Raw genomic sequence first — 23,228 nt, 5'->3', positions numbered from 1 at the left:
CTACGGTCGAAGGGTGAGTCTTCTCTTCTCCCCGCTCAGCATCCGCTCCGTCACCTTCCCGAACCGCCTGTGGGTCTCGCCGATGTGCATGTACAGCGCCGTGGACGGCTTCGTGCAGGAATGGCACCACGCGCATCTGACCCAATTCGCATCGGGCGGGGCGGGCCTCATCGTGGCCGAAGCGACCAGCGTCGTGCCCGAGGGACGCATCTCCCCACGGGACACCGGCATCTGGAACGACGAGCAGCGCGACGCCTGGGCGCCGATCGTGCAGGCCATCCACCACCGCGGCGCGCTCGCCGGCATCCAGCTCGCCCACGCCGGACGCAAGGCCTCGACCTGGTGGCCGTGGGCCGATGAGCGCGGCTCGGTTCCCGAGGCGGACGGCGGATGGCAGACGGTCGCGCCTTCGGCGATCGCCTTCGAGGGCTTCGCCGAGCCCGCAGCCGTGGATGCCGCCGGCATCGAGCGCGTCGTGGACGGCTTCGCCGCCGCGGCACGGCGAGCGGTGGATGCCGGGTTCGACGTGCTCGAGCTGCACGGCGCTCACGGGTACCTGCTGCATCAGTTCCTCTCGCCGCTGTCGAATCAGCGGACTGACGAGTACGGCGGATCGCTTGCGAACCGCGCCCGCCTGCTGCTGCGCGTGATCGACGAGGTGCGCGCCGTCGCAGGAGCCGGAGTGCCCGTGTTCGTCCGCATCTCCGCAACCGACCACGCCGACGGCGGATTCGCCGCTTCCGAAGCCGCGCAGGTCTCGGAGTGGGCCATCACGCACGGCGCCGACCTGATCGACGTCTCCAGCGGCGGCCTGGTGGCGCACCAGCGGATCGACGTGCACCCGGGTTATCAGGTGCCGCTGGCCGCGACCGTGCGGAAGACCGGCCGGGTGCCCGTCAGCGCGGTCGGACTCATCACCGCCGCCGAACAGGCCGAGCAGGTGCTCACCGAAGGCGCGGCGGACGCGATCTTCGCCGGACGGGAGTGGCTGCGCGACCCGCACTTCGGGCTGCGCGCCGCACACGAACTCGGCGCAGAGACGAACTGGCCGCCGCAGTACCTGCGCGCACGCTGGCGCTGATCCCGCGGCGGCCGCCGTCTACCGGCCGTGCACCCTTCTGGTGGCATCCTGAACCTCGCCGACGAGTTCTTCGAGGATGTCCTCGAGGAACAGCACGGCGGTGGTCTCCCCCTGCGCGTTGCGCACCTTCGCCAGGTGGCGACCGGCGCGCCGCATGAGCGCGAGCGCGTCCTCGAGGTCGGTGTCCTCCTGCACCGGCACCATGTGGTGAATGCGCTTGGGCGGGATCGGCGCAACCGTCTTCGAGGCGGCGTCCTCCCCTTCCGACGCTCTGAGGATGTCCTTCAGGTGCACGTAGCCCAGCGGGGTGCTCTCGTCGTCCACGATCACGTAGCGGGAGAATCCGTAGCGGGCCACCGCACGTTCGATGTCGTCCGGAGTGGTCGTCTGCGGCAGGGTGACGAGATCGCCCAGTGACACGGCGACGTCCCGCGCCTTCTTGTCGGTGAACTCGACGGCCTTGGCGACGGCGCCCGACGTGTCCGTCAGCACGCCTTCGCGACGAGACTGGTTGACGATCGTCGCCACCTCGTCGATCGTGAAGGTGGATGCCGCCTCGTTCTTCGGCTCGACGCGGAACAGGCGCAGCACGCCGTTGGCCGCAGCGTTGAGAACCCAGATCACCGGGTGGAACACCTTCGAGACCCACACCAGTGGCGGCGCAAGGATCAGCACCGCCCGGTCCGGCACCGAGAACGCGAGGTTCTTCGGCACCATCTCGCCGAAAACGACGTGCAGGTACGAGACCAGGACGAGCGCGATGACGAACCCGGTGACGTCGACGACGGGTTCGGCCCACCCGAGTGCGTGCATCGGGATGCCGAGGAGGTGGTGGATCGCGGGCTCGGACACGTTCAGGATCAGCAGCGAGCAGATCGTGATGCCGAGCTGCGAGGTCGCGAGCATGAGCGTCGCGTGCTCCATCGCGAACAGGGCGGTCTTCGCCGCCCGGGAGCCCTGTTCCGCCCTCGGCTCGATCTGTGAACGGCGGGCCGAGATCACGGCGAACTCGGCACCGACGAAGAAGGCGTTCGCGACGAGCAGGATCACGAGCCAGACGATTCCCATCCAGTCGCTCATCGGGTCACCTCCTCGTTCGCGACATCGACCGGCTCCGGCGTGTAGCGGATGCGGTCGACGCGGCGGCCGTCCATGCGGACGACCTGCAGTACGCCCGAGTCGAGGGCGACCTCGTCGCCCGTCGCTGGCACGCGCTCGAGCACGCTCATGATGTAGCCGCCCACGGTGTCGTACACATCTCCTTCTGGCACGTGGACCCCGGTGCGGCTGCGCAGCTCGTCAGGGCGCAGCTCGCCCGGGAAGGTGATCGAGTCGCGGCCTCGGACGACGCCCGCGCGGCTGCGGTCGTGCTCATCGGACACCTCGCCGACGATCTCCTCCACGAGATCTTCCAGAGTGACGATGCCGGCGGTGCCGCCGTATTCGTCGACGACGACCGCGAGCTGGTAGCCCTTGGCGCGCAGCTCGGAGATCAGCACATCGAGGTGCAGGGTCTCCGGAACGCGCAGCGGTTCGGTCGACAGCGCACCGACGGGCACCTCGCCGCGTCGCTCGCGGGGAACGGAAACGGCGGCCTTGAGATGGACGACGCCGGTGATGTCATCGAGGTCGTCGTCGTAGACGGGGAACCGGCTGTGCCCGGTGCGGCGGGCGAGCTGGATGACGTCCTCGGCGGAGTCGCCCGCCGCGATCGCGTGCATGCTCGGACGCGGCGTCATCACGTCGTCTGCGGAGAGCCTGGCGAAGGTCAGGGTGCGATCGAGGAGTGACGCCGTGTCGGCCTCGAGCACGCCGGCGCTCGCGGACCGGCGGACGAGGGAGGAGAGCTCCTCGGCCGTGCGCGCCCCGGAGAGCTCCTCCTTGGGCTCGATCCCGACGGAGCGGAGAATGCCGTTCGCGCTGCCGTTGAGGAGCAGGATCGCGGGCTTGAACACCGTGGTGAACGCGATCTGGAACGGGATGACGAGCTTGGCAGTATGGCGCGGGAGCGCCAGGGCGAAGTTCTTCGGCACGAGCTCGCCGAGGATCATGGAGAGCACCGTCGCGACCACCATCGCCACGACGGTCGCGATCGGCCCGACCGCGGTCTCGGATATCCCCCACCCGGTGAGCACAGGACTCAGCAGGTTCGAGAGGGCGGGCTCCATGGTGTAACCGGTCAGCAGCGTGGTCAGCGTGATGCCGAGCTGCGCGGACGACAGATGGGTGGAGGTGTGCTTCAGGGCACTGATCGTCAGCGACAGCCGCGATTCGCCGCGTGCCTGTCGCGCTTCGAGTTCAGCGCGGTCAAGATTGACGAGCGCGAACTCGCTCGCGACGAACAGGCCCGTTCCCACCGTGAGCAGGAGCCCCACGCCCAACATGACGTAGTCCATCAGACGCTCCCCTCCTCGGAGTGGCAGCGCGGGCAGTGGGGCGAGGTACTACAACTGGGAGGGTCGTCCATAGTGGATCGATTCTACAGAATCGCGGCCCGCACTCTGCTGTTTTCGCTGTGAGTTCTGGGCTACCAGCTGACGGGGAGGGCCTTGCCCTCTTCGTAGCCGGCGGCGGACTGCCGGCCGACGAGGGCCCGCTCGTGGAACTCCGGCACGGATGCCGCACCGGCGTAGGTGAACGACGAGCGCACGCCGGAGGTGATCATGTCGAGCAGATCCTCGACACCGGGCCGCAGCGGGTCGAGATAGATCTTCGATGAGGAGATCCCCTCGGCGAACAGCTCCTTGCGCGCCCGGTCGTATGCATCGAGACGCCCGAACCTGGCTTGCACGGCCTTGGTCGAAGCCATTCCCCAGGATTCCTTGAAGATGCGCCCTTCGGCATCCCTCTGCAGCTGCCCCGGCGCCTCGATCGTGCCGGCGAACCAGGAGCCGATCATGACGGATGCCGCACCCGCCGCGAGCGCGAGGGCGACGTCGCGCGGGTACCGCACTCCGCCGTCGGCCCACACATGGGCGCCTGCCGCGCGCGCGGCTTCCGCGGTCTCCAGCACGGCCGAGAACTGCGGCCGCCCGACAGCCGTCATCATTCGCGTGGTGCACATCGCACCGGGGCCCACGCCGACCTTGAGGATCGTCGCACCGGCGTCCACCAGGTCGTCGACGCCGTCGGCGGTGACGATGTTGCCCGCCACGAGCGGGATGCCGAGGTTCAGCGCCGACACCGTGGCGAGGGCGCGCAGCATCCCCTCCTGGTGTCCGTGCGCGGTGTCGATGACGAGGACGTCGACGCCTGCGCCTGCGAGTGCCCTGGCCTTGGCGGCGACGTCGCCGTTGATGCCGATGGCAGCGCCGACGGCGAGCCTTCCGTGCGGGTCGAGGGCCGGCACGTAGAGGGTGGAGCGCAGGGCGCTGCGTGCACTGAGCGTCCCGACCAGGTGCCCGCGATCGACGACCGTGACGATCTCGGCTCCTGTCTCGGTGATCACGTCGAAGGCCGCACGGGCGTCGACGGCGTCCTCCGCCTCCAGCGCGGGGCTCCCGGCGTGGACGAGGTCGCCCAGTCGCGCGTCGGGAAGCGCCGTCGCGAGTCGCGTGGCAGGAAGCACGCCGTGCACGGCGGACGCCTCGACCCCGCCGGACGCCTCCGCCACGACGATGCCGTGACCGTTCATCGGCGGCAGCAGCCGCAGTGCGTCCTCGACCGTCGCCGCCGGGGAGAGCACGAGCGGCGTGTCCCACGCCACCGGCTGCGCCTTCACATCGCGGATCGCGGCATCCAGGTCCTGCAGCGGCATGTCCTGCGGGAGGATGCCGAGACCGCCGCGCCGCGCGAGAACCGCTGCGAGCCGCGGGCCGGTCACCGAGTTCATGTTCGAGGCGACCAGCGGGATCGTCGCGGGCGTCCCGTCCTGCGGGGCGAGATCGACCTCGAGGCGGCTCGTGATGGCCGATCGTCTGGGCACCAGGAACACGTCGGAGTACGTGAGATCTACGGCAGGCTGCTCGCTGACGAACTTCATGGTTCCACGGTATCTTTTCGCACTGCGCTTCGGGCGCGTCACGTCACCTTCCACGATGCGTGAACACGTTAGGCTAGAACGCAGGATGCGCGAACCCGGGGGCCTCCCGAACTCGCGCGCGAACGATCTTCAGCGATGAAAGAGGGCGATAACGCGTGGCCAACCAGGTAGCCGGCGTCGGGGGTTCGGACGACGGGGATTTCGGAGCCAATTCCTGGCTCGTAGACGAACTGTACGAACAGTTCAAGGCCGATCGCAACTCCGTCGACAAGGAGTGGTGGCCGATCCTCGAGAACTACACGCCGGATGCCGCACCCACAGCGAACGCCTCCCCCGCGGCGAGCGCTGTGAATGACCAGCATCCTGTCACTGCGCCCATCCCGGTGATCGGCTCTCAGCCGGTGGCGAAGACCACGGCCAAGCCCGCCAAGCAGGCTCCGATACCCGCCCAGGCGCCCAAGCCCGCACCCAAGGCGAAGCCCGCCGAGGAGACCGCGGCCGACGAGGACAAGGTCACGACGCTGCGCGGCATGACCAAGACCCTCGCGGCGAACATGGACCAGTCGCTCACGGTCCCGACCGCGACGAGCGTCCGCACCATCCCGGCGAAGCTGCTGATCGACAACCGCATCGTCATCAACAACCACATGGCTCGCTCGCGCGGCGGCAAGGTCAGCTTCACGCACCTCATCGGCTGGGCGCTGATCCAGACGCTCAAGGAGTTCCCGAGCCAGAACGTCTTCTACGCCGAGATCGACGGCAAGCCCTCTGTCGTCGCTCCGGCCCACGTCAACCTCGGTATCGCGATCGACCTGCCCAAGCCCGACGGCACCCGCGCCCTCATGGTCCCGAGCATCAAGCACGCCGACACGCTGACGTTCACCGAGTACCTCGCCGCGTACGAGGACCTCGTCAGCCGCGCCCGTGCGAACAAGCTCACTGCGGCCGACTTCGCCGGCACCACCGTGTCGCTCACGAACCCCGGCGGCATCGGCACCGTGCACTCGGTGCCACGCCTGATGAAGGGCCAGGGCTGCATCATCGGCGCCGGGGCCCTCGAGTACCCCGCCGAGTTCCAGGGCGCGAGCCCCAAGACGCTCGCCGAGCTCGGCATCGGCAAGACCATCACTCTCACCAGCACCTACGACCACCGTGTCATCCAGGGTGCCGGCTCGGGCGAGTTCCTCAAGAAGGCCCACGAACTGCTGATCGGCCAGCGCGACTTTTACGACGAGATCTTCGCAGCCCTGCGCATCCCCTACGCGCCGATCCGCTGGAACGCCGACATCGCGGTCGACCTCGCCGAGCGCGTGGACAAGCAGTCGCGCGTGCAGGAGCTCATCAACTCCTACCGCGTCCGAGGCCACCTGATGGCCGACATCGATCCGCTCGAGTACGTGCAGCGCTCGCACCCCGACCTCGAGATCGAGAGCCACGGCCTGACCTTCTGGGATCTGGACCGCGAGTTCGTCACCGGCGGCTTCGGCGGCAAGCGCGTCATGAAGCTGCGCGATATCCTCGGCGTGCTGCGCGACTCGTACTGCCGGACCCTCGGCATCGAGTACATGCACATCCAGGATCCGGAGCAGCGCCGGTGGTTCCAGGAGAAGGTCGAGGTCAAGTACCAGAAGCCTGGGCACGACGAGCAGCTCCGGGTGCTCCGCAAGCTCAACGAGGCCGAGGCGTTCGAGACCTTCCTGCAGACGAAGTTCGTCGGCCAGAAGCGCTTCTCCCTCGAGGGCGGCGAGTCGCTGATCCCGCTGCTCGACGAGATCCTCCAGGGCGCCGCGACCGCGGGCCTGGACGGCGCCGCGATCGGCATGGCCCACCGCGGCCGCCTCAACGTCCTCACCAACATCGCCGGCAAGACCTACGGACAGGTGTTCCGCGAGTTCGAGGGTACGCAGATGCCCGGCAACCAGCGCGGCTCCGGGGATGTGAAGTACCACCTCGGCACCGCAGGCACCTTCGTCGCTGACGACAAGTCCGAGCTGCCCGTGTACCTCGCCGCGAACCCGTCGCACCTCGAGACGGTCGACGGCGTCCTGGAGGGTATCGTCCGCGCCAAGCAGGACCGCATGCCCATCGGCACGTTCTCGTGGCTGCCGGTCCTCGTGCACGGTGACGCGGCCTTCGCCGGCCAGGGCGTGGTCGTCGAGACCATGCAGATGTCCCAACTGCGGGGCTACCGCACCGGCGGCACCATCCACGTCGTCGTCAACAACCAGGTCGGCTTCACCACCACACCGACGGATGCCCGCACCTCCGTGTACGCGACCGACGTCGCCAAAACGATCCAGGCGCCGATCTTCCATGTGAACGGCGACGACCCCGAGTCCGTCATCCACGTCGCGCAGCTCGCCTTCGAGTACCGCGAGCGCTTCCACCGCGACGTCGTGATCGACCTGGTCTGCTACCGGCGCCGCGGCCACAACGAGGGCGACGACCCGTCGATGACACAGCCGCTGATGACCGACCTCATCCAGGCGAAGCGCTCGGTCCGCAAGCTCTACACCGAGGCTCTCGTCGGCCGCGGCGACATCACCGAAGAGGAATACGACCAGGCGAAGGAGGATTTCCAGAACCGTCTCGAGATCGCCTTCGCCGAGACGCATGCGGCCGAGACCGGCGCCACGCCGATCGCGCCGGAGCTGCCTCCCGTGGACGAGACTGTGGGAGAACCGGATGTCACAGGCGTCTCGTCCGAGGTCGTCACGCTCATCGGCGAGGCGTTCGCGAACAAGCCGGAGGGCTTCTCCGTGCACCCGAAGATCCAGCAGCTGCTGGACAAGCGCGTCGAGATGACCCGCTCGGGCAACATCGACTGGGGCTTCGGCGAGCTGCTCGCCTTCGGTTCGCTGCTCGTCGAGGGCACGTCCGTGCGTCTGGCCGGTCAGGATTCCAGGCGAGGCACGTTCGTGCAGCGTCACGCCGTGCTGCACGACCGCGCCAACGGCCAGGAATGGCTGCCGCTGTCGAACCTGTCCGACAACCAGGGCCGCTTCTTCATCTACGACTCGCTGCTGAGCGAGTATGCCGCGATGGGCTACGAGTACGGCTATTCGGTCGAGGCCCCCGAGGCCCTCGTGCTGTGGGAGGCGCAGTTCGGCGACTTCGCCAACACCGCCCAGGCCGTGATCGACGAGTACATCTCCTCCGCAGAGCAGAAGTGGGGCCAGCAGTCCGGCGTCACCCTGCTGCTCCCCCACGGCTACGAGGGCCAGGGACCCGACCACTCGTCCGCCCGCATCGAGCGCTTCCTGCAGCTGTGCGCGCAGGAGAACATGATCGTCGCGCGACCCTCGACCCCGGCATCGCACTTCCACCTGCTGCGCCGTCAGGCGTACGCGCGTCCTCGCAAGCCGCTCATCGTGTTCACCCCGAAGGCGATGCTGCGTCTGCGCGGTGCGACCAGCAAGGTCGAGGACTTCACCCAGGGCCGGTTCGAGCCGGTGCTGGACGATGACCGCGAGCTGACCGGGGATGCCGTCAAGCGCGTCCTCGTGCACTCCGGCAAGGTCCACTGGGATCTGCGCAGCGAGCTCGAGAAGAACCCGAACCCGGAGATCGCCCTCGTACGTCTCGAGCAGCTCTACCCGACGCCCATGGATGCGCTGAAGAAGATCACGGACGCGTACCCGAACGCCGAACTGGTGTGGGTGCAGGACGAGCCCGAGAATCAGGGCGCGTGGCCGTTCCTCGCCCTCGAGTTCGCCAAGGTCCGCGACCGCGGTTTCCGAGTCGTCGCACGTACGGCGTCCGCGTCGCCGGCAACCGGCTCGTCAAAGGTTCACGCCGTCGAGCAGGCCGAACTGCTGCGGCGCGCACTCACTCTGGGCTGATCGCCCGGGCGCTCGTCCTTCGCTGTCTGGTAGCGCTCAGTACCAGATGCCGAGGACGGGCGCCTGCGCGGCCCGGAACGCGTCGTCGATGGATGCCGCGATCTCTGCCGTGGCATCCAGACGCCCTGCGGCGCGCAGCTGGACGGCACTGACGCCGCCGACGTAGATGGCGGAGAGCGCGCCGATGTCGAGAACGACGTCTGCCGCCCCCGATTCCGCCGGCGTGACCGAGGCCGAACCGTCCGCGATCGTCAGGCGCCAAGAGCCTTCGGTGAATCCCAGCGCGTCGTCCACGCGCAGAACGATGTCCAGAGGTGCGCGGTAGGTGCGCGCCGACAGCGCGGCCTGGATGTCGAGGACGCGCAGCCAGCCGTGGTCGTGCACCATGACCTCGACCCCGCGGCGATCCGCGACCAGCCACGGCAGCGGGTCGTCGATGGGACACAGGTCTGCGGTCACCCTGTCGACGAGATCGTGCTGCAGTGCGAACCCCCACAGGGCCGTCAGTGCATCGGCTGTCACCGTCGACAGCAGCGAGATCGCCATCTCCGATCGGAACGCGCCGGGGATGTCGGTCAGCGTGTACACCATGACGCCGCGCACGTTCCCGTGCTCGTCGAGATAGCGCACGCCGCGCACCTTCGCTGCGGAGGTGTTCCCGGGAGCTGTGGCGGCCATGCGGCCCCAGCGCAGGTCCCACCCGGCGATCTGTCCTGCGCGCTGCGTGCGCTCGACGTCATGCACTGCGGCGAGCGTGGACTTCAGCGCGTCCTTCTCGATGTACTCGACGCGGCCGGCGGGCGCGAGCGCCGCCCACCCTGCGCGCCGGGTGTCGACGGTCATCTTCGCGACGGGCACGGCGGAGGCGAAGCCGTAGCGCCCGTAGATCGTGGCCTCCGACACCGTGAGCCCCGCGACGGGAACACCGGCGGATGCCGCGGCCCGCAGTTCGCCTTCGAGCAGGGCACGCGCGATCCCGCGCCTGCGGTGCGTACCGGACACGGTCACGGAGCTGATCGCCCACATGTCGACCTCGCCGCCGGGCACGGTCAGCGGGGCGATCCAGGAGTTCACCGTCGCTACAGGCCAGGCGCCGACGGGCGCCTCGGTCTCGAACACCCCGACGTTGCGCCGCTCGACGATGCCCGCGCGATCGGCCGCGATGACGTCGGCGGCCGGCTCCTCGCCGAGGAAGCCGCGTGCGTCGGCGCGGAGGAACGCCTCGGTGTCGGCATCCGATCCGGTGTCGATGAGCCGGTAGGTCAGCTCCTGGCCTGCCAGTCGCTGGGCGGATGCGGGGTCGACGGGGGTCCGGCGTGCGTCGGTCATCCTCCCAGCCTATGGGAGTGCGCGGACGCCGGTCAGTGCGCTGCGACCTGGGCGGCCCGGAGCTTGGCGAGCACCTGGTCGCGCAGCTCCTCGGGAGCCGTCTCCTTGCACGCGCGCGCCACGACCTCGGTCAGGGTGCTGGCGACGAGCGCCTCACCCTGGCAGGACGGGCAATTCTCGATGTGCTCACGGATCTGCGCGTGCTCGGTCTTGCACACCTCGTTGCGGAGGTACTCCTCCAGATCCTGACGGGCTTTGTCGCAGCCGCAATCGGTCATTTCGTGCTCCTCGTGGTGGCCGCGGTGATTCCCCGCTCCGCGGCATAATCTGCCAGCAGCTCCCGCAGCATCCGTCTGCCACGGTGCAGACGGCTCATCACGGTGCCGATGGGGGTCTTCATGATGTCGGCGATCTCCTGATAGGCGAAGCCCTCGACGTCCGCCAGGTAGACAGCGAGCCGGAAGTCCTCCGGGACCTGCTGCAGAGCGTCCTTGACGACGGATGCCGGCATCCGGTCGATCGCCTCGGCTTCGGCCGAGCGGCCGTGCGTGGCCGTGGTCGACTCCGCACCGCCCATCTGCCAGTCCTCGAGCTCGTCGATCGTGCCCTGAAAGGGCTCTCGCTGCTTCTTGCGGTAGATGTTGATGTACGTGTTGGTCAGGATGCGGTACAGCCACGCCTTGAGGTTCGTGCCCTGCGTGAAGGACGACCAGGACGCGAACGCCTTGACGAACGTCTCCTGCACGAGATCGGATGCGTCGGCGGGATTGCGCGTCATGCGCATCGCCGCGGCGTACAGCTGATCCATGAAGGGGATCGCCTGTTCCTCGAACTCGCGCTGAGCGGCGCCTGTGGCGTCTGCAGGTGTCGTGTCATCCATCATCGGCCAGTCTAGGCCGACGACGTCTTCCAGCCGACGTTCCAGCGTCGCGATCATCGCCTCTCCTCCCTCAGCGTTCTCGGGGCCATTCACTAAGGTTGGAACCGATGAGCGACACGACGTATTCCCCTTCTCCTGCCACGGGCGCCTACACAGCGCCCGCAGCCGCCGGCGCTGTGCACTCGACGCTGACCATTCCGGGCTCGAAGTCACTCACCAACCGCGAGCTGATGATCGCTGCGATCGCCGACGGCCCTGGCCGCCTGATCGCTCCGCTGCACTCGGATGACTCCCGCCGCATGATCGAGGCCCTCCGCGCGCTCGGCATCGGGATCGACGAGTCCGACGGCGACGGCGAGTTCGGTCCCGACCTCGTCGTGACACCCGCGCCGCTGCGCGGCGACACCACGATCGACTGCGGCCAGGCGGGTACCGTGATGCGGTTCATCGCACCGCTGGCCGGGCTCGCGGCACACGACGTGCACATGACCGCTCACGAAAGTGCGCTGCACCGTCCGATGGGCGCCATGATCACCGCGCTGCGCGATCTCGGCGTCGACATCGACGACGAGGGCACCTGGTCGCTGCCGTTCACGATCCGCGGCCACGGGCGCATCCGCGGCGGACGCATCGAGATCGACGCCTCGGCGTCCAGCCAGTTCGTCTCGGGTCTCCTGCTCGCCGCTCCCCGTTTCGACGTCGGCCTGCACCTCGTGCACACCGGCGATCACCTGCCGAGCCTGCCGCACATCGACATGACCATCGAGTCGCTGAGCCGTCGCGGCATCCGCATCGAGCGACCGGCGACCGGCGAGTGGCTGGTCGAAGGCGGCGTCCCGCGCGCCAAGGAGATCGCCATCGAACCCGATCTGTCCAACGCAGCGCCGTTCCTGGCCGCGGCGATGATCACCGGCGGCGAGGTCTCGATCACGGGCTGGCCGCTGCACTCCACGCAGCCGGGTGCGCTGCTGCCCGACATCCTCCAGGCGATGGGCGCGCACGTCGGACGGCACAGCGGCACGATGACCGTGCGCGCCGGCGACGGCATCCGCGGCCTCGAACTGGATCTGTCCGCCGCGAGCGAGCTCTCCCCGACGATCGTGGGGCTGGCGGCCTTTGCCGACGCCCCGACGACGATCCGCGGCATCGGGCACATCCGCATGCACGAGACCGACCGTATCGCCGCGCTGATCGGCAACCTCACCGCACTCGGCGGAGAGGTCGAGGAACTGTCCGACGGGCTGCGCGTGATCCCCCGCCCGCTGCACGGCGGGGCTTGGGCTGCGCACCACGACCACCGGATCGCGACAACCGGCGCGCTGATCGGGCTGCGGGTGCCCGGCGTCGTGATCGACGATATCGGCACGACCGCCAAGACCCTCCCCGAGTTCGCCCGGCTGTGGGAGCGCATGGTGGACGGCGCAGCGGTGGGAGGCACCGGCGCGTGAGCTGGCTCGACCCGGATGATGACCTCGACGACGAGTTCGAGGAGTTCGACGAGAGCAGCATCCGGACCCGACCCAACCCGAAGGCGAACCGGCCGCGCACCAAGCGGCGCCCTGCGCACGAGGACGCCGAGGTCGGCAGGGTGCTCGGGGTCGACCGCGGCCGCTACAGCGTCATGCTGGACGAGGATGCGGACGACGAGCGGATCATCACCACCACGCGTGCGCGCGAGCTGCGCCGCACGCCAATCGTCACCGGCGACCAGGCCAGGGTGGTCGGCGACACCTCGGGCGCTGAGGGCACCCTCGCCAGGATCGTCGGCACCGCCCCGCGCACCTCGTTGCTGCGTCGCAGCGCCGATGACACCGACCAGGTCGAGCGCGTGATCGTCGCGAATGCGGATCAGATGCTCGTCGTCGTCGCGGCCGCCGATCCGGAGCCGCGTCCTCGGCTCGTCGACCGCTACCTCGTGGCGGCTCTGGATGCCGGCATCCGCCCCCTTCTCGTCGTGACCAAGACCGACCTCGCCGACCCTGCGTCGTTTCTGGCGCACTTCGAAGGGCTCGACCTGCGGGTGTTCACGAGCGCGCAAGGGGAGATGCCCACCGACGACATCGGCGAGGCGCTCGTCGGGCACTCGACCGTGTTCGTGGGGCACTCCGGCGTCGGCAAATCGACCCTGGTGAACGCGCTGGTCCCCTCGGCAGAACGAGCGACCGGGCATGTGAACCAGGTGACGGGGCGCGGTCGCCACACCTCCTCCTCGACCGTCTCGCTCCGCTACGAGAACGCGGACGGCACCGGCTGGGTCATCGACACCCCAGGGGTGCGATCGTTCGGTCTCGGCCACGTCGACCCCGCGAACATCCTCGCCGCCTTCACCGAGCTCGCCGAGATCGCAGAGACCTGTCCCCGCGGCTGCACGCATCTGGCGGACGCGCCGGACTGCGCGCTGATCGAGGCCGCGCAGGCCGGTGACCTCAATGCCGCTGAACTCGCGCGTCTGGATTCGCTGCAGCGTCTGCTGCAGACCTTCGCCGACAAGCAGAGCTCCGCCGACAGGTAGCGACAAGTAGGCTGGTGGGGTGACGAACCTGCGACTGGAACCCGGTACCCCTGCCCCCGATTTCTCGCTGCTCGACCAGGACGGCACGCAGGTCGCGCTGGCCGAGCTGCGTGGACAGAAGACGATTCTGTACTTCTACCCCGCGGCGATGACGCCGGGATGCACCACCCAGGCATGCGACTTCCGCGACAGCATCGCGTCGCTTCAGGGCGCGGGCTACCGCGTCGTCGGCGTCTCGCGAGATGAACCGGCGAAGCTCGCGGAGTTCCGCGACCGCGACGGCCTCACCTTCACCCTGCTCAGCGATCCCGATCACGCCGTGCACAGCGCCTACGGCGTGTGGGGCGAGAAGATGAACTACGGCAAGGTGGTCGAGGGTGTGATCCGCTCCACATTCGTCCTCGACGAGCAGGGAGTGATCACGCTGGCGCAGTACAACGTGAAGGCCACCGGGCACGTCGCACGGCTGCGCAAGACGCTCGGCATCGACGCCTGATCAGCTCTCGGCTTCGACCTCGGGCGCAGTCTCGGCCCTGCCTTCGCGACGCGAAGCCGCGATCAGCAGCACGAACCCGACGAGGCCGGGCAGCCCGACCCCGAGGATGAAGATCCACGGCACCGGCTGGACGCTGAAGGATGCCAGCGCGAGCGCGATCGCGAGCACCTGCAGAACGACGGCCCCCGAGCGCGCCCAGGTGCGTCCTCGGCGTGTTCCGAAGGCGAAGGCGAACAGCGCGACGGCTCCGATGAGGGTCAGGACGATCAGCGCGACGGCCGTCGGCAGCACGACCGCCTCCCCCGCTCCCAGCCCGAACAGCTCGATGACGGCGAAGATCGTCAGCGCTGCGCCCTCGATCGCGAGCACTACGGCCGCCGCTGTGGCGAGAACCGGTGAACGCACACTGCTATCCGACACGCTGCCTCCTGAGGAATCAGATCTGTAGGCACAAAATCCTTGATTTCGCGCCCGAGCTGTAACACAATGTTAACAGTCATGTGCTCCCACAGCGGCGTGGGGCGAGCATCCGCTCGCACTACTGATGAGCGTCGTACCCGTTATCGCCGCTCGAAATGGAGCCTTCGCATCGCGAACGCTCACCGATCATCCACACCGAGGAGCCCCCATGGATTGGCGCGACAAAGCTGCCTGCCTGACTGTCGACCCCGAGCTGTTCTTCCCCGTCGGGAACACCGGACCCGCCGTCGACCAGATCGAGAAGGCGAAGTCTGTCTGCGCCACCTGCACGGTGACCGAGATCTGCCTGCAGTACGCCCTGGAGACCAGCCAGGACTCCGGCGTCTGGGGCGGTCTCTCCGAAGACGAGCGCCGCGCTCTCAAGCGCCGCGCCGCGCGCGCCCGCCGCGCCTCCTGATCTCGGTTTCCCGGCTCGGTCGGTTTCGGCCCGGCCCGCTACGCGGGTCTCGCTCAACCATGAGTCGAATCGCGTCAGGTCCGCTTCGCAGACGAGGCCCGACCCGACTCATCATCACCGGTTGAGCCATCGGAGCGGGATGTCGATGGACACTTCGGTGCCCTCGCCCTCACCTCCGCGCCACTCGATGCTGCCACCCAGCTCGCCCTGGATCAGCGTGCGAATGATCTGCGTGCCGAGCCCCTGACCCACGCGCCCCTCCGGCAGACCGTGCCCGGTGTCGCGCACCGACACGTGCAGCTTGTCGTCCGTGCGCGCGGCATCGATCGTCACCGTGCCCTCCTTGCCGGCGAGGCCGTGCTCGACGGCGTTGGTGACGACCTCGGTGAGTGCCAGCGCGAGCGGCGTCGCGTACTCGCTGGGCAGCACGCCGAAATGCCCGGTCGACTGCGTGCGCGCCCTGGTGTTGGGGGCGGCAGCGACCTCGGCGACGAGCTTGAGCACCCGGTGGAAGACCTCGTCGAAGTCGACCTTCTGCGTGAGCCCCTGTGCGAGCGTGTCGTGCACCACGGCGATGGCGTCGACCCGGCGCATGGCCTGGGTCAGGGCATCCCGCGCTTCATCGGAGTGCGTGCGCCGAGCCTGAATGCGCAGCAGAGAAGCGACGGTCTGCAGATTGTTCTTCACCCGGTGGTGGATCTCACGGATCGTCGCGTCCTTGGTGATGAGCTCCTGCTCCTGGTGGCGCAGCTCACTGACGTCGCGACACAGGATGATCGCGCCGATGCGCGTGCCGTGATCCTTGAGCGGAATCGCGCGCAGCGACACGGTGACACCGCGCGCCTCGATGTCGGTGCGCCACGGCGCGCGCCCCGTGACCACGACCGGCAGCGACTCGTCGACCTGGCGAGTGGTGGGCAGGATGCGCGTGGTCACCTCGGCGAGCGACTCCCCCTCCAGCTCGTCATCGAAGCCCATCCGGTTGAACGCCGAGAGCGCGTTGGGGCTGGCGAATGTGCTGATCCCGTCGACGTCGATCCGGATGAGCCCGTCGGAGGCACGGGGCGCACCGCGGCGCGGAGACGTCGGTGCGGCGAGGTCGGGGAACTCGCCTGAGGAGATCATACGGAACAGGTCGTTCGCGCACTCGTCGAACGTGATCTGCTGGCGCGAGGGCGTACGTACCTCGCCGAGATTCGTGTGCCGGGTGACGACGCCGATCACCGGCGGCTTCTGACCGTCGTTTCTCCGCGCACGCACGATCGGCACCGCGCGCACACGGGTGGGCGTCTCCTCGAACCAGTCCGGCGACGACGAGTCGACGATCTCGCCGGATTCGAAGGCGCCCTGCACCTGCGTGCGCCACTGCGGTCGCACCCGCTCCCCCACAATGTCGCGATAGAACAGCGTCGCGGCGCCGCTCGGGCGCGTGTGCGCGACGGCGATGAAGGAGCCATCGTCGGTCGCGACCCAGATGACGATATCGGCGGAGGCGAGATCCGCGAGCAGCTGTCCGTCCCCCGCGAGACGGTGGAGCCATTCGACGTCTTCGTCGTTCAGGCAGCCCTGGGCATGGACGAGATCACTGAGGGTTGACACACTTCAAGACTAGTCAGCGGGCACGGCGATCAGAGCACGGCGAACGATGTGGCCCGCCAGCGGTGATCCAGCCCTTCCAACCGGATCGCCACGGCCCTGGTGCGGCCGGGGCCCGCCACGACGACGACCGCCTCGACGATGCCGTCGGCGGGCGTCGCCTCATGGATCGACAGGACCTCGAACACAGGTCTCGCCGGCGCCGTCCCGCGCGCGCTGCGGGCGCGTGCCGACAGATTGGCTCTTGCACCGAGTCTGCGGAACGCCTCTTCGCTGAACCAGCGAGCGAGCTGATCGATCTCCCGCACGCCGGCGAAGACCTCGAGCACCCCCTGAGTGAGACTTCGCAGCAGCGGCATGGGGTCCGGAAGGTCCGATGCGGGTGTCGGCTGCGGTGCGAAATACTCTTGAAGCGTCATCGTGGTCACTCTCGGTACGTGGTGCGTGACAGTACAGCACGGGTGCGCGGTCACTCGCCGGGCCATCCGCGGAAGATGTGGATAACTCGTACACGACCCGAGCGCGTCCCGTACGCTCGTCCGTGTGCACTGGGATCGCCTGTTCGAGGACCTGGAGGGTCAGCTCGCCGCCGAGTGGGAGGCGGAGCGTGCGGCGCTCGACGCCGAGTCCGAGCGGCTGCGCATCTCGAAACTCACGCTGCGCACCCGTCTGCGCCTTCTGCAGCAGAGCGATGCCCCCATCACCGTCCGCCTGGCAGGAGGCGAGCATCATTCCGGTCGTCTGCGCGCGGTGGGAGCGGACTGGATCGCCGCTCAGCCGGTTGAGACCACGGGTGCGCTGATCGTGCCGATGACATCGGTGACGGGAGTCGAGACCCACCATGGCGCGCTCCTCGACACGCTGGAGGACGTCGAGGTCACCCAGGACGGGCTGCGCGAGCGCATGACGCTGGGTTTCCTGATGCGCGACTTCGCACGCCGGCGGCTGGCCGTGCGCCTCGCACTGGCCGACGGCGAAGTGCTGCATGGCACGATCGATCGCGCTGGGCAGGATCACCTGGATCTCGCCGTGCACGACGCGGGCGAAGCCCGTCTGGCCGGCGCCGTGCGCGCATTCCGGGTCGTGCCGTTCGCCGCGCTGCGCTGGGTGCGCACCGCGAGCTCGACGATCTAGGGATGCCGCGGGCCTCTGCCCTGTGGCCCCCACACCTCGGGGAAGCTCGCCTCGTCGGCCTGGCGCCACAATGCCATCCGCCGCGCCTCCTCGGTCTGCTCCGCCAGATAGTCGGCGATACTCCCCTCCTCGACGCGCCAGCGAGCGGGAGAGCCCAGCTTCGCGCCGCGCAGGCGACCGGAGATCACGAGTGCGATCACCTCGTCCACGTCGATGCTCATCAGCTCGGCGACCTGCGCGGGCGCGAGGAAGCGAGGAGCAGATGCGGGCGAATCGGACATGTCTCCATTCTGACGGCGCCACCGGTCCGCCCGTACCACTCACCCGTCCTGTGGATAACTTCCACCTCGAGTCGGTCGATTCTGTGACGATGAGGGCATGACGACGAAACCGCGTGCCCGGCGCGCATTCTGGGGCGACATCCGGTTCCTCATCGGCATCGCCCTTGTCATCCTCTCGATCGCGCATCGTCACCCTCGGTGCCGGTGAGTCGCGCCTGCTCAGCCGCTACGGCCTGCCCGAGGCGCTGCCTGAGGATGCCGACGTCTGGCGGATCGCCGACGCCCTGTCGCAGGAGACACCGCCCACCGCCGCGCGGCTCATCCCGGCGCACCGCCGGATCGTCGCGGTCTGGGGTCCTCAGGGCGCGCCCGGCCGCTCGACCGTCGCGATTCAGCTGGCATTGGAGCTGGCACGCACGGGGCGCCGCTGTGCGCTGGTCGACGCGGACACTGTGGCCCCGTCGCTCGCTCTGCTGCTCGCCCTGGGTGACGATGCACCAGGGATCGCCGCCGCTTGCCGCCGCGCCGAGCTGGGCGGTCTGGATGCCGCCGAGCTCAGCCGCGTCGCCGTCGCCGTGGAGACGAGCGCGGGCGCCGTGGAGGTGCTCGCGGGCCTGAACCGTCCCTCCCGCTGGCCGGAGCTCTCCGCCGAGCGGTTGACTGCGACGCTCGGCGTGTGCCGTGAGTGGGCCGAGGAGACCGTGATCGACGTGTCAGCGGCCTTCGACGCCTACGAGGAGGTCTCTGACGACCTCGCCGGCCCACGCCGCCATGCCGCGACGACCACCGTGCTCCGCGAAGCCGATGTCATCGTCGCCGTCACCGCCGCCGATCCGCTGTCGATCTCGCGCTTCCTGCGCGACCATGCCGAGCTGCGCGGGCTGGTCGGCCCGACCGCGCACATCGCCGTCGTCGCGAACCAGGTACGGCCCGGCCCGCTGGGCATCGACGCGCGCGGGCAGATCAGGCGCGCGCTCGAGCGCTTCGCGGGGATCACGGACGTGACGTTCCTCCCCTACGATCAGCGCGCGGCTGATGCCGCTCTGCTGCACGCACGCCCGATGGCGGACGTCACACCCCGCTCGCCGTTGGTCGCCGCGGTGCGACGGCTGGCCGAGCACCTTGAGCCCGCCCGGCCGCGCACGACGGTTACTGCCGGTAGTCGGCGAGGAAGTTCCCGAGCCGCTCGATGGCTTCGCCCAGCACGCGGGGTTCAGGCAGCGTCACCACGCGGAAGTGATCCGGAGTGGGCCAGTTGAACCCGGTCCCCTGCACGAGCAGGATCCGCTCGGCGACCAGCAGGTCGTAGACGAACTTCTCGTCGTCGTGGATCTCGTGGACCTCGGGATCCAGACGCGGGAACGCGTACAGCGCGCCCTGCGGCTTCACGCACGAGACGCCGGGAATCGACTCGAGTCCCTGCCAGGCGATGTCGCGCTGCTCGTGCAGGCGTCCGGACGGCGCGATGAGCGAGTCGATCGACTGCACGCCGCCGAGTGCCGCCTGCACCGCATGCTGCGCAGGGACGTTCGGGCACAGCCGGGTCGAGGCGAGCAGCGTGATCCCCTCGAGGAATCCCTTCGCATGCTGCTGCGGGCCGGTGATGACCAGCCAGCCCGACCGGAATCCGGCGACGCGATAGGTCTTGGACAGTCCGTTGAAGGTCAGACAGAGCAGATCCGGCGCGAGCGTCGCCGTCGGGATGTGCACGGCGTCATCGAACAGGATGCGGTCGTATATCTCGTCGGACAGGATCAGCAGTTCGTTCTCGCGGGCGATCTGCACCATCCCCTCCAGCACCTCGCGCGAGTAGACCGCGCCGGTCGGGTTGTTGGGGTTGATGATGACGATCGCCTTGGTGCGCGGGCTGACCTTGGACCGGATGTCCTCGAGGTCGGGCTCCCAGCCCTTCTGCTCGTCGCAGAGGTAGTGCACAGGGGTGCCATCCGCGAGGCTGGTCATCGCCGTCCACAGCGGGTAGTCGGGAGCCGGGATCAGCACCTCGTCGCCCTCGTCGAGCAGGGCCTGCATCGTCATCGTGATGAGCTCGGAGACGCCGTTGCCGAGGTACACGTCATCCGGACCGAAGGAGGGGAAGCCCTCGATCTCCTCATAGCGGCTGACGACGGCACGGCGGGCGGAGATGATTCCCTTGCTGTCGCTGTACCCGTGCGCCGTGGGCAGTGCCGCGAGCATGTCGTGCACGATCTGGTGGGGTGCCTCGAACCCGAAGATCGCGGGGTTGCCGGTGTTGAGCTTGAGGATGCTGTGGCCGTCGGCCTCCAGACGCGCCGCCTCTGCCGGAACCTTCCCTCGGATCTCGTACAGGACGTTCTTGAGCTTCGACGACTGGTCGAAGTTGCGCGTGTGGGTCATTGAGAAAGCCTACCGGCATCGACCGGCAGGCTTTCTCCGTGCGTCTCAGCGCGGGGTCACTTCTTCTTCTTGCCCGCGGCCCTGCGCTGCTCGCGGTTCTGCGGGGCCTGAACCGGAGAATCCGTGCGCTGGCCGAAGGCGCCACGTTCGCCCTGCTGCGGAGCGGCGGCCTCTGCATCCGCCACCGACTGCTTGACCTGGCCCCGGTCGTTGCGCACCTCGACTTCGCCGGCGTCGTTCGGAGCGGAGTACTCGAGACGCTGCTCGCCGCCGTCGCTGACGAGCCCCTTCGCCTCGACCTCGGTCACCTCGGAGTCGGCAGCTCGACGGACCTCGACCTCGAGGTTGTACAGGTAGCCGACCGACTCCTCCTTGATCTGCCCCATCATCGACTGGAACATCGAGTAACCCTCGCGCTGATACTCGATGAGCGGGTCGCGCTGCGCCATCGCCCGCAGGCCGATGCCGTCCTTGAGGTAGTCCATCTCGTAGAGGTGGTCGCGCCAGCGGCGGTCGAGTACCTGCAGCACCACGCGGCGCTCCAGCTCACGGGTCGCCGCCTCGCCGAGGGTCTCCTCGCGCTTCTCGTACGCGATCTTCGCGTCGGAGAGCAGCTCTCTGGTCAGGCCGTCGGTCGTGATGCCGCCCTTGCGGCCGCGCCCCTCGGCGACGACCTCGTCGATCGTGACGCTGACCGGGTAGAGCGTCTTCAGCTCGGTCCAGAGCGCGTCGAAGTCCCAGCTCTCGGTGTGGCCCTCGCCGGTGTGGTCGGTCACGACGCCGGTGATGGCGTCCTCGATGAAGTGCTGCACCCGGTCGGCGATGTCATCGCCGTGCAGGATCTGACGGCGGTCGGCGTAGATCGCCTCGCGCTGACGGTTCAGGACGTCGTCGTACTTCAGGACGTTCTTGCGCATCTCGGCGTTGCGCGATTCGACCTGCGACTGGGCGCTGCGGATGGCCCGGGAGACCAGACCCGACTCGATCGGCACATCGTCCGGGAAGTTGGTGCGGGCCAAGATCGCCTCTGCGGCGCCGGACTGGAACAGCCGCATCAGGTCGTCCGTGAGGCTCAGGTAGAAGCGGCTCTCACCGGGATCCCCCTGACGGCCGGAGCGTCCGCGCAGCTGGTTGTCGATGCGACGCGACTCGTGGCGCTCAGTGCCGAGCACGTACAGTCCACCGGCCTCGGTGACCTTCGCACTCTCCTCGGCGACGACGGCCTTCATCGCCTCGTACGTCTCGTCCCAGGCGGCCTCGTACTCCTCCGGCGTCTCCGCCGGGTCGAGGCCCTTGCCCCTGAGCTCCTGCACGGCGAGGAACTCGGCGTTTCCGCCGAGCATGATGTCGGTACCGCGGCCGGCCATGTTGGTGGCGACGGTGACGGCGCCCAGGCGGCCTGCCCGGGCGACGATCTCGGCCTCGCGCGCGTGGTTCTTCGCGTTCAGGACTTCGTGCTTGATGCCCTTCTTCGCGAGGAGCCGCGAGAGGTACTCGCTCTTCTCGACGCTCACGGTGCCGACCAGGACCGGCTGACCGGTCTCGTGGCGCTCCACGATGTCCTCGACGACCTGGTCGAACTTCGCCGTCTCGTTCTTGTAGACGAGGTCGGCGTTGTCCTTGCGGATCATCGGACGGTTCGTAGGGATCTGCACGACGCCGAGCTTGTAGGTCGACATGAACTCGGCCGCCTCGGTCTCGGCGGTGCCGGTCATGCCGGCGAGCTTGTCGTACAGGCGGAAGTAGTTCTGCAAGGTCACCGTGGCGAGCGTCTGGTTCTCGGCCTTGACCGGTACGCCCTCCTTGGCCTCGATGGCCTGGTGGATGCCCTCGTTGTAGCGACGTCCGACCAGGATGCGGCCGGTGTGCTCGTCCACGATCATGACCTCGTCGTTCATGACGACGTAGTCGGTGTTCTTCTTGAACAGCGCGAGCGCCTTGATCGAGTTGTTCAGGAACGAGATCAGCGGCGTGTTGGCCGACTCGTACAGGTTGTCGATACCGAGGTAGTCCTCGACCTTCTCGATGCCGGGCTCGAGCACGCCGATGGTGCGCTTCTTCTCATCGACCTCGTAGTCCTCGCCGGCCTCGAGCGTCCGCGCGATCTTCGCGAACTCGGTGAACCAGCGGTTCGCCTCGCCGGAGGACGGGCCGGAGATGATCAATGGCGTGCGGGCCTCGTCGATCAGGATCGAGTCCACCTCGTCGACGATCGCGAAGAAGTGCTCGCGCTGGACGAGGTCCTCCTTGCGCCACGCCATGTTGTCGCGCAAGTAGTCGAAGCCGAACTCGTTGTTCGTGCCGTAGGTGATGTCGGCGGCGTACTGCTCGCGTCGCACCGCAGGGGTCTGACCCGAAACGATGATGCCGGTGGTCATGCCGAGCGCACGGTACACGCGGCCCATCAGCTCTGCCTGATACGTGGCGAGGAAGTCGTTGACGGTGATGACGTGCACGCCCTGGCCGGCGATCGCATTCAGGTATGCGGGGAACGTGGCCACCAGGGTCTTGCCCTCACCGGTCTTCATCTCGGCGATGTTCCCGAGGTGGAGGGCGGCGCCACCCATCAGCTGCACGTCGTACGCGCGCATGCCTAGGGTGCGCTTGGCTGCTTCGCGCACGGCGGCGAACGCCTCGGGCATGAGCTGATCGAGCGTCTCGCCCTTCTCGAAGCGCTCGCGCAGCTCGGTCGTCTCGTTCGCGAGCTCGTCGTCGGTGAGCTTCTCGAAGTCCTCCTCGAGCGCGCCCACGGCCTTCACGACCTGGTTCAGGCGGCGCAGGACACGGCCTTCGCCCGCGCGCAGCAGCTTCTCAAGAGGATTCGCCACTTAAGTCATCTCCC

General features: G+C 68.4%; 20 protein-coding genes. 8 read left to right on the top strand and 12 right to left on the bottom strand.

From position 1 onward, the window contains the following. Positions 1-13 precede the first annotated feature (13 nt). Complete coding sequence (locus IM776_RS06330) at positions 14-1,081, top strand: NADH:flavin oxidoreductase/NADH oxidase (protein ID WP_194422143.1); 1,068 nt, start codon at positions 14-16, stop codon at positions 1,079-1,081. A gap of 18 nt (positions 1,082-1,099) precedes the next feature. On the opposite strand, the gene IM776_RS06325 is transcribed toward IM776_RS06330, so the two are convergent. The 3 genes from IM776_RS06325 to guaB1 form a co-directional block, all read right to left on the bottom strand. After that, positions 1,100-2,161, bottom strand: a complete 1,062-nt coding sequence (locus IM776_RS06325; protein WP_194422142.1) for a hemolysin family protein — start codon at positions 2,159-2,161, stop codon at positions 1,100-1,102. Continuing rightward, positions 2,158-3,477 carry a hemolysin family protein gene (locus IM776_RS06320; RefSeq protein WP_194422141.1) on the bottom strand — a complete coding sequence of 440 codons (1,320 nt, stop codon included), beginning with the start codon at positions 3,475-3,477 and terminating at the stop codon, positions 2,158-2,160. The genes IM776_RS06325 and IM776_RS06320 overlap by 4 nt, the downstream gene beginning before the upstream one ends. Positions 3,478-3,608: 131 nt before the next feature. Continuing rightward, positions 3,609-5,063: a GMP reductase gene (gene guaB1 / locus IM776_RS06315; RefSeq protein ID WP_194422140.1), complete on the bottom strand. Its 1,455-nt coding sequence runs from the start codon at positions 5,061-5,063 to the stop codon at positions 3,609-3,611. A gap of 155 nt (positions 5,064-5,218) precedes the next feature. On the opposite strand from guaB1, the gene IM776_RS06310 reads away from it, so the two are divergent. Beyond that, positions 5,219-8,905: a multifunctional oxoglutarate decarboxylase/oxoglutarate dehydrogenase thiamine pyrophosphate-binding subunit/dihydrolipoyllysine-residue succinyltransferase subunit gene (locus IM776_RS06310; protein ID WP_194422139.1), complete on the top strand. Its 3,687-nt coding sequence runs from the start codon at positions 5,219-5,221 to the stop codon at positions 8,903-8,905. A 36-nt stretch (positions 8,906-8,941) separates the two neighbouring features. Here the strand turns inward: IM776_RS06310 and IM776_RS06305 are convergent, their stop codons facing one another. Genes IM776_RS06305 through IM776_RS06295 form a run of 3 tightly spaced genes read right to left on the bottom strand, consistent with a single transcriptional unit; the run spans position 8,942 to position 11,171 of the window. After that, positions 8,942-10,234 (bottom strand): GNAT family N-acetyltransferase, encoded by a 1,293-nt coding sequence (locus tag IM776_RS06305; RefSeq protein WP_194422138.1) that lies wholly within the window; start codon positions 10,232-10,234, stop codon positions 8,942-8,944. Between the two features lie 32 nt (positions 10,235-10,266). Then, positions 10,267-10,512 carry a zf-HC2 domain-containing protein gene (locus IM776_RS06300; protein WP_147037672.1) on the bottom strand — a complete coding sequence of 82 codons (246 nt, stop codon included), beginning with the start codon at positions 10,510-10,512 and terminating at the stop codon, positions 10,267-10,269. Continuing rightward, the gene (locus IM776_RS06295; RefSeq protein ID WP_194422137.1) at positions 10,509-11,171 is read right to left on the bottom strand and encodes a sigma-70 family RNA polymerase sigma factor; all 663 of its coding nucleotides are present in this window, start codon (positions 11,169-11,171) and stop codon (positions 10,509-10,511) included. Before IM776_RS06295 ends, IM776_RS06300 begins: the two co-directional genes overlap by 4 nt. Before the next feature lie 50 nt (positions 11,172-11,221). Between IM776_RS06295 and aroA the strand changes: the two genes are divergently transcribed. From aroA to bcp, 3 genes are read left to right on the top strand one after another with little or no spacing between them, the layout of a single operon-like run. Further along, a complete protein-coding gene (gene aroA / locus IM776_RS06290; protein WP_194422136.1) occupies positions 11,222-12,562 on the top strand; it encodes a 3-phosphoshikimate 1-carboxyvinyltransferase in 1,341 nt (446 codons plus the stop codon). Further along, positions 12,559-13,626: a ribosome small subunit-dependent GTPase A gene (rsgA, locus tag IM776_RS06285; RefSeq protein ID WP_194422135.1), complete on the top strand. Its 1,068-nt coding sequence runs from the start codon at positions 12,559-12,561 to the stop codon at positions 13,624-13,626. The genes aroA and rsgA overlap by 4 nt, the downstream gene beginning before the upstream one ends. A gap of 19 nt (positions 13,627-13,645) precedes the next feature. Continuing rightward, positions 13,646-14,122, top strand: coding sequence for a thioredoxin-dependent thiol peroxidase (gene bcp / locus IM776_RS06280; RefSeq protein ID WP_194422134.1), 477 nt, complete (start codon positions 13,646-13,648; stop codon positions 14,120-14,122). Here the strand turns inward: bcp and IM776_RS06275 are convergent, their stop codons facing one another. Continuing rightward, positions 14,123-14,542 carry a hypothetical protein gene (locus tag IM776_RS06275; protein ID WP_228479949.1) on the bottom strand — a complete coding sequence of 140 codons (420 nt, stop codon included), beginning with the start codon at positions 14,540-14,542 and terminating at the stop codon, positions 14,123-14,125. Positions 14,543-14,750: 208 nt separating this feature from the next. Between IM776_RS06275 and IM776_RS06270 the strand changes: the two genes are divergently transcribed. Continuing rightward, on the top strand, positions 14,751-14,999 hold the full coding sequence (locus IM776_RS06270; RefSeq protein WP_067198513.1) for a WhiB family transcriptional regulator: 249 nt from the start codon (positions 14,751-14,753) through the stop codon (positions 14,997-14,999). 114 nt (positions 15,000-15,113) lie between these two features. Here the strand turns inward: IM776_RS06270 and IM776_RS06265 are convergent, their stop codons facing one another. Both IM776_RS06265 and IM776_RS06260 read right to left on the bottom strand, forming a co-directional pair. Then, the gene (locus IM776_RS06265) at positions 15,114-16,598 is read right to left on the bottom strand and encodes a sensor histidine kinase (RefSeq protein WP_194422133.1); all 1,485 of its coding nucleotides are present in this window, start codon (positions 16,596-16,598) and stop codon (positions 15,114-15,116) included. Between the two features lie 29 nt (positions 16,599-16,627). Continuing rightward, the gene (locus tag IM776_RS06260) at positions 16,628-17,014 is read right to left on the bottom strand and encodes an Rv3235 family protein (RefSeq protein ID WP_194422132.1); all 387 of its coding nucleotides are present in this window, start codon (positions 17,012-17,014) and stop codon (positions 16,628-16,630) included. 124 nt (positions 17,015-17,138) lie between these two features. On the opposite strand from IM776_RS06260, the gene IM776_RS06255 reads away from it, so the two are divergent. Then, entirely contained in the window at positions 17,139-17,729 is a 591-nt protein-coding gene (locus tag IM776_RS06255; RefSeq protein ID WP_194422131.1) for a hypothetical protein, read from the top strand. Here IM776_RS06255 and IM776_RS06250 read toward each other — a convergent pair. Further along, on the bottom strand, positions 17,726-18,010 hold the full coding sequence (locus IM776_RS06250) for a helix-turn-helix domain-containing protein (protein ID WP_194422130.1): 285 nt from the start codon (positions 18,008-18,010) through the stop codon (positions 17,726-17,728). The genes IM776_RS06255 and IM776_RS06250 overlap by 4 nt on opposite strands. A gap of 164 nt (positions 18,011-18,174) precedes the next feature. Between IM776_RS06250 and IM776_RS06245 the strand changes: the two genes are divergently transcribed. Beyond that, on the top strand, positions 18,175-19,269 hold the full coding sequence (locus IM776_RS06245) for a CpaE/TadZ family protein (protein ID WP_228479948.1): 1,095 nt from the start codon (positions 18,175-18,177) through the stop codon (positions 19,267-19,269). Here IM776_RS06245 and IM776_RS06240 read toward each other — a convergent pair. Together IM776_RS06240 and secA are read right to left on the bottom strand one after the other, a co-directional pair. Then, positions 19,160-20,386, bottom strand: a complete 1,227-nt coding sequence (locus IM776_RS06240) for a pyridoxal phosphate-dependent aminotransferase (RefSeq protein ID WP_194422128.1) — start codon at positions 20,384-20,386, stop codon at positions 19,160-19,162. The genes IM776_RS06245 and IM776_RS06240 overlap by 110 nt on opposite strands. A 56-nt stretch (positions 20,387-20,442) precedes the next feature. Further along, complete coding sequence (gene secA / locus IM776_RS06235) at positions 20,443-23,214, bottom strand: preprotein translocase subunit SecA (protein WP_194422127.1); 2,772 nt, start codon at positions 23,212-23,214, stop codon at positions 20,443-20,445. Positions 23,215-23,228 lie beyond the last annotated feature (14 nt).

It is taken from the genome of Microbacterium abyssi (assembly GCF_015277895.1).
In the GTDB taxonomy this organism is placed as follows: domain Bacteria; phylum Actinomycetota; class Actinomycetes; order Actinomycetales; family Microbacteriaceae; genus Microbacterium; species Microbacterium abyssi.
Note: the sequence above shows the minus strand (reverse complement) of the source record. Positions and strands in the feature narration are given on the sequence as shown.

Coding starts and splice junctions, on each gene's coding strand:
- IM776_RS06325 (WP_194422142.1), bottom strand. CDS start 2,161: ATGAGCGACTGGATGGGAATCGTCTGGCTCGTGATCCTGCTCGTCGCG.
- IM776_RS06320 (WP_194422141.1), bottom strand. CDS start 3,477: ATGGACTACGTCATGTTGGGCGTGGGGCTCCTGCTCACGGTGGGAACG.
- guaB1 (WP_194422140.1), bottom strand. CDS start 5,063: ATGAAGTTCGTCAGCGAGCAGCCTGCCGTAGATCTCACGTACTCCGAC.
- IM776_RS06305 (WP_194422138.1), bottom strand. CDS start 10,234: ATGACCGACGCACGCCGGACCCCCGTCGACCCCGCATCCGCCCAGCGA.
- IM776_RS06300 (WP_147037672.1), bottom strand. CDS start 10,512: ATGACCGATTGCGGCTGCGACAAAGCCCGTCAGGATCTGGAGGAGTAC.
- IM776_RS06295 (WP_194422137.1), bottom strand. CDS start 11,171: ATGATCGCGACGCTGGAACGTCGGCTGGAAGACGTCGTCGGCCTAGAC.
- aroA (WP_194422136.1), top strand. CDS start 11,222: ATGAGCGACACGACGTATTCCCCTTCTCCTGCCACGGGCGCCTACACA.
- IM776_RS06270 (WP_067198513.1), top strand. CDS start 14,751: ATGGATTGGCGCGACAAAGCTGCCTGCCTGACTGTCGACCCCGAGCTG.
- IM776_RS06260 (WP_194422132.1), bottom strand. CDS start 17,014: ATGACGCTTCAAGAGTATTTCGCACCGCAGCCGACACCCGCATCGGAC.
- IM776_RS06250 (WP_194422130.1), bottom strand. CDS start 18,010: ATGTCCGATTCGCCCGCATCTGCTCCTCGCTTCCTCGCGCCCGCGCAG.
- IM776_RS06240 (WP_194422128.1), bottom strand. CDS start 20,386: ATGACCCACACGCGCAACTTCGACCAGTCGTCGAAGCTCAAGAACGTC.